Below are 12,534 nucleotides of genomic sequence, written 5' to 3'. Positions count from 1 at the left end.
ATTTTTATCGTACAATAAAAAGTAGCGAAAAATTCAATAAATTAAATATTTGAGAGCCAACAGGGCAGAAGCCCTCAGACTTAAAAGGAGATTGACTTTGGAATTAGAAGTATTTGCTGGACAAGAAAAAAGTGAACTTTCTATGATTGAAGTAGCGCGTGCTATCTTAGAAACACGTGGTCGCAATCATGAAATGTATTTTAATGATCTTGTCAATGAAATTCAAAATTACCTTGAAAAATCAAATAGTGATATTCGTGAAGCCTTGCCACTTTTTTATACAGAGCTAAATGTAGACGGCAGTTTCATTCCTCTTGGAGATAACAAATGGGGCTTGCGTTCATGGTATGCGATTGACGAGGTGGATGAAGAAATTATCACACTTGAAGAAGACGATGAAGAAACTCCGAAGAAACGGAAGAAGAAACGTGTGAACGCCTTTATGGACGGTGATGAAAATGCTATTGATTACAGTGATGATGATCCAGAGGATGAAGACTCATACGAAGCTGATCCTGCTCTAAGTTACGACGAGGACAATCCGGACGACGAGAAGAGTGAAGTTGAAGCGTATGATGCTGAAATCAATGAAATCGCACCTGATGATTTAGGTGAAGAAGTCGAACTCAATGAAGAGGACGAAGATTATTCTGACGATGAAGTAGATGGAGAAGATGAAGAATAGTCAAATTTAATGATGTATTCTTATTTTCTTATTTGACAAAAGTTTTATTCTGCGATATTATAATATCGGGCACTTCTTTTAAGAAGTCGAAGCTCCCTAGCTCTAGGGAGCTATTTTTGTTTTGCTATTCATGAAACACGTCTTAAAAAGCAATGGACGTTGTATTTTAGATAAGGAGTATTTATGGCAACAAAATATATTTTTGTTACAGGTGGTGTAGTTAGTTCGATCGGTAAAGGGATTGTGGCAGCAAGTCTTGGTCGTCTTTTGAAAAATCGTGGTCTTAAGGTAACCATTCAAAAGTTTGACCCCTATATCAATATTGACCCAGGAACGATGAGTCCTTACCAACACGGGGAAGTGTTCGTGACAGACGATGGCGCAGAAACAGACTTAGATCTAGGACACTATGAACGCTTTATTGATATTAACCTAAATAAATATTCAAATGTGACAACAGGTAAGATTTATAGCGAAGTTCTTCGTAAAGAACGTAAAGGTGAGTACCTTGGAGCAACTGTTCAAGTCATTCCACACATTACAGATGCTCTAAAAGAAAAAATTAAACGTGCGGCAACAACAACCGATTCAGATGTTATCATTACTGAGGTTGGTGGTACTGTAGGAGATATTGAAAGTTTGCCATTCTTAGAAGCACTTCGTCAAATGAAGGCAGATGTCGGTGCAGATAATGTGATGTATATCCACACGACATTGCTTCCTTATCTGAAAGCTGCTGGGGAAATGAAAACGAAGCCCACTCAGCATTCTGTAAAAGAATTGCGTGGTCTGGGTATTCAACCGAATATGCTGGTCATTCGCACTGAAAAGCCAGCAGGTCAAAATATTAAAAATAAATTAGCGCAATTTTGTGACGTAGCACCAGAAGCAGTGATTGAGTCGCTAGATGTGGAACATTTGTATCAAATTCCGCTGAATTTGCAAGCACAAAACATGGACCAAATCGTTTGTGATCACTTGAAGTTGGACGTGCCAGAAGCAGATATGACAGATTGGTCTGCTATGGTTGATAAAGTCATGAACTTGAAGAAACAAGTGAAAATTGCGCTTGTTGGGAAATATGTGGAGTTGCCAGATGCGTATATCTCTGTTGTAGAAGCTCTCAAGCACTCCGGTTATGCCAATGATGCAGAAATCAAGCTGAATTGGGTCAATGCGAATGATGTCACAACGGAAAATGTCGCCGAATTGTTGAAAGATGCAGACGGGATTATTGTGCCAGGTGGATTTGGTCATCGCGGAACCGAAGGAAAGATTGCGACCATTCAATATGCGCGTGAAAATGATGTGCCAATGCTTGGAATTTGCCTTGGTATGCAGTTGACTTGTGTTGAGTTTGCTCGCCATGTGTTAGGATTTGAAGATGCTAATTCTTCAGAATTAAATCCTGATACGAAGCACCCTGTTATTGATTTGATGCGTGATCAGATTGATGTAGAAGACATGGGAGGTACGCTTCGCTTAGGACTGTATCCGTCTAAGTTGAAACGTGGTTCCAAAGCCGCTGCAGCTTATGACAATCAAGAAGTTGTGCAGCGTCGCCACCGCCACCGTTACGAATTTAACAATGAATTCCGTCAACAATTTGAAGACGCAGGATTTGTCTTCTCAGGAGTTTCACCTGATAATCGTCTGGTAGAAATTGTAGAAATTCCAGAAAATAAATTCTTTGTGGCGTGTCAATACCACCCAGAATTATCCAGCCGCCCTAATCGTCCAGAAGGACTTTATACGGCTTTTGTCACAGCTGCGGTTGAAAATAGTGAAAAATAATAGAATGGGACAGGCTTCCATGATTGGTATCACAATCTGGAGCCTATTCCAGTCTTTTTAATATCTTTTATAAATAGAAAGTCTTATCAGTATAACAAATTGGTGCAAGATTTTAAATGAAATCTACAACTAGATTGTCATAAAAAGCAGTGGTTTAGCAATAAAATAAGACTTTTTGCAAAGGATTTAATAGTTAATCAATTCCCTAAATTATTATCCGGAGGTAGATCATGATGAAGTTTATACTTGATGAAAGTATCGTAGCGCTTGGAATTAAAAATGTGGTAATTGGCATTGCCAAAAATGTAGATCCACATGCGCCTTTATCCGCTTTATTTTTGGAAAAGCAAAAAGAAATGGAAAAGTGGGCCTTGAAATGCGACGTGGAAGAGGTGTCTGATGATGCAGTCATTCAGGGCTACAAAGATTTGTTGCAAAGTGTTGGTCGCAGTGTCAAGAAGAATCCTCCGACTGTTTTAGCGCTTATTCGGAATATTCGACATCGTGGTTCTATTCCGCATATTAACAGTATTATTGATATTTACAATGTTGAATCTTTACATTCTTTATTAGCCATCGGTGGGCATGATTTGGACAAAATAGCAGGGCAAATTGAATTTACGGTTAGTCAAAAAGAAGATGTGTTTCTACCGATTTTATCTACGGAAAAACACGTTTCACAGACTGATTATGTTTATCGTGATCAAAAAGGAATTTTAGCATGGCTAGATGTTCGTGACGGAGAAAACTATAAATTTGATGACGAGACAAAGAATGCTATTTTTATCATTCAAGGAAATGCTCATACATCTGTTGAAATGCGTTTAGAAGCACTGAAGCGCATTGAGAACGATTTAGCAGAATGTATGCCGAATCTGGATTTTGAAACGTATGTCATTCACCCAGAGGGGAAATAACCTAAAAAGCAATGTATCCATCAATAGGATACGAGAAGTGAGTCCGTTGTTTGAAAGCATTTGGAATACAATCACATTTTTTAGTAAAAGATTTGTTTGAAAATTCTTTACTTTTTAGTAAGATATAGTATAATTAGAATATATCATACTTTTCGGAGGTAACTATGAAAAAAAGTAAAATCATCGCAGTTGCGGGGCTAGCTCTTTTAACGTCTGGTCTTTTAGCTGCTTGCTCGGGTTCGAAATCGAACTCAGCTGAAACAAAATTTGGTTATGTGTATTCTAGTGATCCAGAAACTTTGGATTATGTAACATCAGGAAAAGCAACCACTAGCGATCTTGTGACAAATGGAGTTGACGGATTGTTAGAAAATGACAAATATGGAAATCTTGTACCATCAATGGCTAAGTCATGGACTGTATCAAAAGATGGTTTAACCTATACTTATAAACTTCGTAAGGGTGCCAAATGGTATACATCAGAAGGGGAAGAATACGCAGAAGTTAAAGCGCAAGACTTTGTAACTGGTTTGAAACATGCTGCCGATAAAAAATCTGAGGCGCTTTATTTGGTTCAAAACTCAATTAAAGGTTTAGATGCTTACGTGAATGGTCAAACAAAAGACTTTTCAACGGTAGGTGTGAAAGCAGTTGATGATTATACTGTTCAGTATACATTGAACAAGCCAGAACCATATTGGAATTCTAAGACAACCTCTGCCATTATGTGGCCAATCAATGCCGAATTTTTGAAATCTAAAGGAAATAAATTTGGCCAATCAACAGACCCTAACTCAATCCTTTATAATGGACCATTCTTGATGAAAGCTATCACAGCAAAATCTGCGGTAGAATATGTTAAAAACAAACATTATTGGGATAAAGATAAAGTAAATGTTGATAGCATCAAGTTGGCTTATTATGATGGTCAAGACCAAGATTCATTAGCACGTAACTTTAAAGATGGTGCTTATACGTATGCACGTCTCTTCCCAGCAAGTTCAAACTTTTCAACTTTTGAAAAGGACTTCAAAGACAATATCTATACATCAGAAGCTGGTGCAGGAACAGCAGTTTTAGGACTTAATATTGACCGTCAAACGTACAACCACACTGCTAAAAAAACAGATGAAGAAAAAAATTCAACGAAAAAAGCATTGTTGAATAAAGACTTCCGTCAAGCGCTGAACTTTGCGCTTGACCGCGACTCTTACGCTGCACAAGTCAATGGTAAAGAGGGCGCTGCTAAAGCAATCCGCAATATGTTTGTACCGTCTGACTTTGTCCAAGTTGGAGAAAAATCATTTAGCGATGTTGTAGAAGAAAAATTAGCTAGCTATGGTGATGACTGGAAGGGTGTCAAATTAGCAGATTCACAAAACGGTTTGTACAATCCAGACAAAGCAAAAGCGAAATTTGCAAAAGCAAAAGAAGCATTGCAAGCTCAAGGTGTGCAATTCCCAATCCACATAGATGTTCCTGTAATTGAAACTTCTAAAAACTTTGTTGCTCGTATGCAATCTATGAAACAATCTATTGAAAAAGTGCTTGGCAAAGAAAATGTTGTCATGGACTTGAATATGATGTCAGAAGATGATGTAATGAACATCACTTATTATGCTCCGAATGCAGCTAGCGAAGATTGGGATCTCTCAGGTATCGTTGGTTGGACTCCTGACTATCAAGACCCATCTACTTATCTTGACATTTTGAAATCAACATCTTCTGATAATACGAAAACTTGGTTTGGATTTGACTCTGGTAGTGAAAATGCTGGTGCTAAAGCAGTTGGCTTGGACGAATATAATAAATTAGTCGATGAAGCAGGTGCAGAAACAACAGACATTGCAAAACGTTATGAAAAATATGCAGCAGCACAAGCTTGGTTAACAGACAGTTCACTTGTCTTACCAACAATGGCTTCAACAGGTGCCGGAACTTTTGTGTCACGCATTCAACCGTTCTCAGGTGCATTTGCGCAAACAGGTAGTAAAGGTAGCTCAACCTACTTCAAATACATTAAAGTCGGTAACGATACTGTCACTAAGAAAGACTATGAAGCAGCTAAGAAGAAATGGCAAAAAGAAAAAGCCGAGTCTAATAAAAAAGCTCAAGATGAATTAGCTGATCATGTAAAATAATACATTTATAAAAGCAGGTGAAACTCACTTAAAAGTGGGTTTCATCTGCTTTTTTCTATCTATAAAATTGTAAGATTAATATAATCCCTTTGATACTAGGTTTTAAAAATATGTCATAAAATTTAGAAAATTCTATTTACTTTTTATATTTTGTGTGCTAGAATGTATAAAAATAATGATTTTGGGAGGAATATTCATGAAGAAAAGTAAAATCATTACCCTAGCAGCGCTAGCCTTGCTTGCAACAGGAACCCTAGCAGCTTGTTCTAGCTCTAAAACAGGCTCAGGGAACAAAACATTCTCATATATTTATGAGCAAGATCCAGATAACCTGAACTATTTGACAACTGGGAAAGCAGCTACTGCAAATCTTACCAGTAATGTCATTGACGGACTCTTGGAAAATGACCGTTACGGAAATCTAGTTTCTTCTGTGGCGAAGGATTGGACAGTCTCCAAGGACGGCTTGACTTATACTTATACACTTCGTAAGGGTGTGAAGTGGTACACATCAGAGGGCGAAGAGTATGCAGAAGTTAAGGCACAAGACTTTGTGACAGGCTTAAAATATGCTGCGGATAATAAATCTGATGCTATTTACTTGGTGCAAGATTCTGTTAAAGGCTTGGATGCTTACATGAAGGGTGAAAATAAAGATTTCTCTTCTGTCGGTATCAAAGCAGTTGATGATTACACGGTTCAATACACGCTTAATCGACCAGAAAGCTTTTGGAATTCTAAAACAACAATGGGCGTTCTAGCACCAGTTAATGCAGAATTTTTGAAATCAAAAGGCAATAAATTTGCACAAGCAACAGACCCATCTAGTCTTCTTTATAATGGTCCATACTTGCTGAAATCTATCACAGCGAAATCGTCTGTTGAATTTGCTAAAAATCCAAACTACTGGGATAAGAAAAATGTGCACATTGACAACATCAAGCTGTCTTACTATGATGGTCAAGACCAAGACAAACTTGCTAAAGGATTTAGTGATGGCTCATTTACCAATGCTAAAGTATTTCCAACTAGCCCAAGTTATGCTTCTGTCAGCAAGAAATACAAAAACAACATCGTTTATACTCCACAAGATGCAACGACTTACTTAGTAGCTACAAATATTGATCGTCAATCTTACAATCACACTTCAAAGACAACAGATGCTCAAAAAACTTCTACTAAGAAAGCTTTGCTAAACAAGGATTTCCGTCAAGCGATTACCTTTGCATTTGACCGCACTGCTTATGCATCACAGGTGAATGGTAAAGACGGTGCGACGAAGATACTCCGTAATCTCTTTGTACCGCCAACGTTTGTTCAAACAGATGACAAGAGCTTTGGAGAATTAGTCAAAGAAAAATTAGTTGGTTATGATGAAAGTTGGAAAGATGTCAACTTAAATGATGCGCAAGATGGTCTTTACAATCCAACTAAAGCTAAAGAAAAATTAGCGAAAGCGAAAGCAGCGCTTCAAGCAGACGGCGTTCAATTCCCAATCCACATTGATATGCCAGTTGACCAAACAGCAACTAATAAAGTTCAACGTGTGCAATCATTGAAACAATCTATTGAAAAAAATCTTGGGAAAGAAAATGTTGTGATTGATATTCAACAAATGTCTAAAGACGACGTGAATAATATCACTTACTTTGCCGAATCCGCAGCGGCAGAAGATTGGGATCTTTCTGATAATGTTGGTTGGAGTCCAGACTTCCAAGACCCATCTACCTATCTTGATGTTATCAAACCTTCAAGCGGTGAAAGCACTAAGACTTATCTAGGATTTGATGCAGGCACGAACAACGCTGCTGCAGCACAAGTTGGTATGAACGAATATGAAAAGTTGTTGAATGAAGCTGAAAAAGAAACCACTAATACGAATGCACGCTATGAAAAATATGCTGCAGCCCAAGCTTGGTTGACTGATAATGCTTTGGTTATTCCGACAACAACCTTGACTGGTCGTCCAATTCTTTCTCGCACAGTGCCATTTACTAATCCATTTGCTTGGTCAGGAAACAAAGGGAATAGTGAAATCATTCTATATAAATATCTTGAACTCCAAGATGAGCCCGTTACACAAGATCAGTACAAGAAAGCTATGACTAAATGGAATAAAGAGCGATCAAAATCTAATAAAAAGGCTCAAGAAGAACTTGCAGATCATGTTAAATAATTGAAAAAATTAGATAAAATTTAACAGAAAAACAAAAAAAGTTCAATTATGATAAAAATATTCTGACAATTGATTTTACAATTAACCAGAATTGTGATATAATTTTAAACAATCAGTTTAAAAGTTGAAGGTATTCTAAAATTGAAAATAGGTATTTGTCGTGACGCGTGGCATTTCTCTATCAGTTCCTTCGGTCTTGGCTGACAGGTTATGTTTAATAACTTAACCATAGTTATTAAAGTGGAATATCTGATGTGACTCATGCTGAATCATTAAAATACAAAATGAATTAGCAGATCATGTAAAATAAACTTCTCATCAGAACTTTCTCTAACAGGAGGGAAAGTTCTTTTGGGATTTTAAAGGAAACGGTAAATGAAGAAATATATTTTTATGCGTATCTTACGCTCTTTAGTATCTATTTTCATGGTAACAACGCTGACTTACACCATTATCTATACCATGGTGCCTAGGAAGTTGATTTTCAAACAGGACCCAAACTATAACAAAATAGCGACAACTCCTGATAAAAAAGCCAATTACGAAAATACGATTTTTGAGCGTATGGGTTACATTGACTACTATGATACGAAGGAATTACAAGAAAAAGCTAGTAAAGAGAATTCCTCTGTAACAGTAGAACCTACTAATGCAAATAAAAAAATCTATGAAGCTTACATCAAAAAGCTGGGACGCGGTTGGAAATTGCAGCAATTTAAAGAAAGCAAGCAATTTTATGCAACTCGTGAAGTTCCAGTCTATGAACGCGTTCTTGGTTTCTATGGTAATTTGATTCAAATTGACCATACCGGTGCTGTGAAAGATGCTTCTAATCCGAACTTGAAGCGATATATTCGCATTGAAAACGATCCTGCTATTGGTTGGTCTGTTGTTGGTTCTGGAACGAAACATAAATATTTATTGTACTTCAATAGTCAGTTTCCATATATCCACCAAAATTTTGTGAGATTAAATCTGGGAATCTCCTATCCAACCTATGCCAATCTTCCTGTTTTACAGGTTATTTCACAAGGGCAAGGTCAAACAAAAACATCAGAAGTTCAATTCCCAACAGGAAAGAAAACTTCATCTGTTAATATTTATACGCGTACATATAAGTCTCCAAAACAAGCTGATGCACGCGATGTTGCTAATTACGGAAAAGATGACCCTTATACGGCAACAGAGAGCAATTATCAATATCCATCGATGATTGTGAGCTCTTCTATTGTTGGTTTGATTGGATTGGCTTTGTCTTACTTAATTGCCGTTCCACTTGGATCTTATATGGCTCGCTTTAAAAATACGTTATTTGATAGTATTTCAACCGGTGCATTGACTTTCTTGATGTCACTGCCAACTATTGCTTTAGTTTATATCATTCGGCTGATCGGTTCGGCAATTGGCTTGCCTGATTCATTCCCTATTTTGGGAGCAGGTGATTGGCGCTCTTATGTGCTGCCGGCAGTCATTCTTGGACTCTTGAGTGCGCCTTGGACAGCAGTGTGGATTCGCCGTTATATGATTGACTTGCAATCACAAGATTTTGTTCGTTTTGCACGTGCAAAAGGTCTTTCTGAAAAAGAAATTTCTAATAAACATATTTTCAAAAATGCCATGGTGCCACTTGTATCCAGCATTCCAAACTCAGTTATTGGGGTTATTACAGGTGCAACTTTGACTGAAACAGTCTTTGCTTTCCCTGGTATGGGTAAGATGTTGATTGACTCTGTTAAAGCTTCAAACAATTCTATGGTCGTTGGTCTTGTCTTTATCTTTACTTGTCTTTCTATCTTCGCTCTTCTATTGGGTGATATTCTGATGACAGTACTTGACCCACGTATTAAATTAACATCAAAAGGAGGTAAATAATGGCTACAATTGATAAGACTAAGTTCCAATTTGTCAAACGCGATGATTTTGCCTCTGAAACAATTGATGCTCCAGCCTATTCTTACTGGAAATCAGTTATGCGTCAGTTCCTAAAAAAGAAATCAACAGTTATCATGTTGGGAATTTTGGTCGCTATTATTTTGATGAGTTTCATTTATCCGATTTTCTCAGATTTTGACTTTAACGATGTCAGCAAGGTGAATGATTTCGGTGCGCGTTATATTAAACCAAACGGTCAATATTGGTTTGGTACAGATAGCAACGGGAAATCTCTTTTTGACGGAGTATGGTTTGGAGCTCGTAACTCCATCCTCATTTCTGTCATTGCAACCGTGATTAACTTAGTTATTGGTATTGTGATTGGTGGTATCTGGGGAATTTCAAAAACCGTTGACCGTATCATGATGGAAGTGTACAATATCATTTCTAACATCCCTTCTCTCTTGATTGTCATTGTCTTGACTTATTCAATTGGTGCTGGTTTCTGGAACTTGATTTTTGCTATGACCATCACAGGTTGGGTTGGGATTGCTTATACAATTCGTATTCAAATCATGCGTTATCGCGACTTGGAATATAACCTTGCCAGCCGAACTTTGGGTACGCCAACACTGAAAATCATTGTGAAAAATATCATGCCACAATTGGTTTCTGTTATTGTGACCACGGCTTCGCAACTGCTTCCAAGTTTCATTTCTTATGAAGCATTTCTATCGTTCTTTGGTTTAGGGCTTCCTGTCACAGTACCAAGTTTGGGACGGTTAATTTCAGATTATTCACAAAACGTGACAACAAATGCGTATCTTTTCTGGATTCCATTGACAACCTTGATTTTGGTTTCTCTTTCATTGTTCGTTGTCGGTCAAAACTTAGCGGACGCTAGTGATCCACGTACACATAGATAGGAGTAAATATGACACAAGAAAAAAATGTAATATTGACTGCTCGCGATATTGTCGTGGAATTTGACGTTCGTGATAAAGTCTTAACAGCCATTCGTGGTGTTTCGCTTGACCTTATCGAAGGTGAGGTTCTTGCACTTGTAGGAGAATCTGGTTCTGGTAAGTCTGTTTTGACAAAGACATTTACAGGAATGTTAGAGGAAAATGGTCGAGTTGCTCAAGGAACGATTGATTACCGCGGACAAGATTTGACAAAATTGAAGTCTAATAAAGATTGGGAACCTATACGCGGTGTTAAAATTGCGACAATCTTCCAAGATCCGATGACGAGTTTGGACCCTATTAACACAATTGGTAGCCAAATTACAGAAGTGATTATCAAGCATCAAAAGAAAACGCCAAAAGAAGCAAAAGAAATGGCTGTTGACTATATGAATAAGGTCGGCATTCCTGATGCTGAAAAGCGTTTTAATGAATACCCATTCCAATATTCAGGAGGAATGCGTCAACGGATTGTTATCGCTATTGCGCTTGCTTGTCGACCTGATATCCTTATCTGTGATGAACCAACGACAGCGCTTGACGTTACGATTCAGGCACAAATCATTGATTTGTTGAAATCTTTGCAACACGAGTATGAATTCACAACTATTTTTATCACCCACGACCTGGGAGTGGTAGCAAGTATTGCAGATAAGGTTGCGGTTATGTATGCTGGTGAAATCGTTGAATACGGAACAGTAGAAGAAGTCTTTTACGATCCACGTCATCCTTACACTTGGAGTTTGTTATCTAGTCTGCCTCAGTTGGCAGATGATAAGGGTGAGTTGTATTCAATTCCTGGAACGCCGCCATCTCTTTATTCACATTTACAAGGAGATGCATTTGCCTTGCGTTCAGATTATGCGATGGAAATTGATTTTGAGGAAAAACCGCCTCAAATCTATGTGTCAGATACGCATTGGGCAAAAACATGGTTGCTTCATGAAAATGCTCCAAAAGTGAATAAACCTGCTGTTATTGATGATTTGCACGAAAAAATTAGCTTAAAAATGGGCTTTGCCCATTTAGACGCCTAGGAGGAAGGAAATGCCTGAAAAATTAGTAGAAGTTAAAGATTTGGAAATTTCCTTCGGTGAGGGAAGCAAGAAATTTGTTGCTGTTAAAAATGCTAATTTCTTTATCAATAAAGGAGAAACGTTTTCACTTGTAGGAGAATCTGGTTCTGGTAAAACGACAATTGGTCGTGCGATTATTGGTTTAAATGATACGAGTCATGGAGAGATTTTCTTTGAAGGGAAAAAAATCAATGGCAAAAAATCAAAAGAAGAAGAGTCAGAAATCATTCGTAAAATTCAAATGATTTTCCAAGACCCTGCTGCTAGTTTGAATGAACGTGCGACAGTTGATTATATCATTTCGGAAGGCTTGTATAATTTCCATTTATTTAAAGATGAAGAAGAACGCAAGAAAAAAGTGAAAGATATTATTCATGAAGTTGGATTGTTATCAGAGCATTTAACACGTTACCCGCATGAATTTTCTGGTGGTCAACGTCAGCGGATTGGGATTGCTCGTGCGCTTGTTATGGAACCAGATTTTGTCATTGCAGATGAGCCGATTTCAGCTTTGGACGTGTCTGTGCGGGCACAAGTTTTAAACCTACTGAAAAAATTCCAAAAAGAATTAGGTTTGACTTATCTCTTTATTGCTCACGATTTATCGGTTGTACGCTTCATTTCAGATCGTATTGCGGTTATTTATAAGGGTGTGATTGTCGAAGTAGCTGAAACAGAAGAACTCTTTAACAATCCAATTCATCCTTATACTCAGTCTTTATTGTCAGCTGTGCCAATTCCAGATCCAATCTTGGAACAGAAGAAAGTGTTGAAAGTCTATGATGCTAATCAGCATGATTATTCAACGGATAAGCCAGAAATGGTCGAAATTCGTCCTGGACATTTTGTGTGGGCTAATAAAGCAGAAGTTGAAAAATATAAAAAAGAATTATAACATCATTCTTTGA

The 12,534-nt window shown here is 37.6% G+C and carries 9 protein-coding genes; all 9 read left to right on the top strand.

All coding sequences use genetic code 11. From position 1 onward, the window contains the following. Positions 1-97 precede the first annotated feature (97 nt). The 9 genes from rpoE to EHW89_RS07295 all read left to right on the top strand — a co-directional run bounded on the left by rpoE (position 98) and on the right by EHW89_RS07295 (position 12,521). Positions 98-685 carry a DNA-directed RNA polymerase subunit delta gene (rpoE, locus tag EHW89_RS07335; protein ID WP_003031757.1) on the top strand — a complete coding sequence of 196 codons (588 nt, stop codon included), beginning with the start codon at positions 98-100 and terminating at the stop codon, positions 683-685. Between the two features lie 183 nt (positions 686-868). Then, positions 869-2,479 carry a CTP synthase gene (locus EHW89_RS07330; RefSeq protein WP_126467591.1) on the top strand — a complete coding sequence of 537 codons (1,611 nt, stop codon included), beginning with the start codon at positions 869-871 and terminating at the stop codon, positions 2,477-2,479. Positions 2,480-2,712: 233 nt separating this feature from the next. Then, complete coding sequence (locus EHW89_RS07325) at positions 2,713-3,396, top strand: B3/B4 domain-containing protein (protein WP_126468093.1); 684 nt, start codon at positions 2,713-2,715, stop codon at positions 3,394-3,396. A gap of 164 nt (positions 3,397-3,560) precedes the next feature. Next, entirely contained in the window at positions 3,561-5,537 is a 1,977-nt protein-coding gene (locus EHW89_RS07320; RefSeq protein ID WP_106382433.1) for a peptide ABC transporter substrate-binding protein, read from the top strand. A 196-nt stretch (positions 5,538-5,733) separates the two neighbouring features. After that, complete coding sequence (locus tag EHW89_RS07315) at positions 5,734-7,713, top strand: peptide ABC transporter substrate-binding protein (RefSeq protein ID WP_126467588.1); 1,980 nt, start codon at positions 5,734-5,736, stop codon at positions 7,711-7,713. A 375-nt stretch (positions 7,714-8,088) separates the two neighbouring features. Beyond that, entirely contained in the window at positions 8,089-9,585 is a 1,497-nt protein-coding gene (locus EHW89_RS07310; RefSeq protein WP_022525149.1) for an ABC transporter permease, read from the top strand. Continuing rightward, positions 9,585-10,511 (top strand): oligopeptide ABC transporter permease OppC, encoded by a 927-nt coding sequence (oppC, locus tag EHW89_RS07305; protein WP_003026180.1) that lies wholly within the window; start codon positions 9,585-9,587, stop codon positions 10,509-10,511. The genes EHW89_RS07310 and oppC overlap by 1 nt, the downstream gene beginning before the upstream one ends. 8 nt (positions 10,512-10,519) lie before the next feature. Continuing rightward, positions 10,520-11,587: an ABC transporter ATP-binding protein gene (locus EHW89_RS07300; RefSeq protein WP_004224088.1), complete on the top strand. Its 1,068-nt coding sequence runs from the start codon at positions 10,520-10,522 to the stop codon at positions 11,585-11,587. A 10-nt stretch (positions 11,588-11,597) separates the two neighbouring features. After that, positions 11,598-12,521 (top strand): ATP-binding cassette domain-containing protein, encoded by a 924-nt coding sequence (locus tag EHW89_RS07295; RefSeq protein WP_126467586.1) that lies wholly within the window; start codon positions 11,598-11,600, stop codon positions 12,519-12,521. Positions 12,522-12,534 lie beyond the last annotated feature (13 nt).

Source organism: Streptococcus periodonticum, assembly GCF_003963555.1.
GTDB lineage: Bacteria > Bacillota > Bacilli > Lactobacillales > Streptococcaceae > Streptococcus > Streptococcus anginosus.
This window is presented reverse-complemented; position numbering and strand designations above follow the sequence as displayed.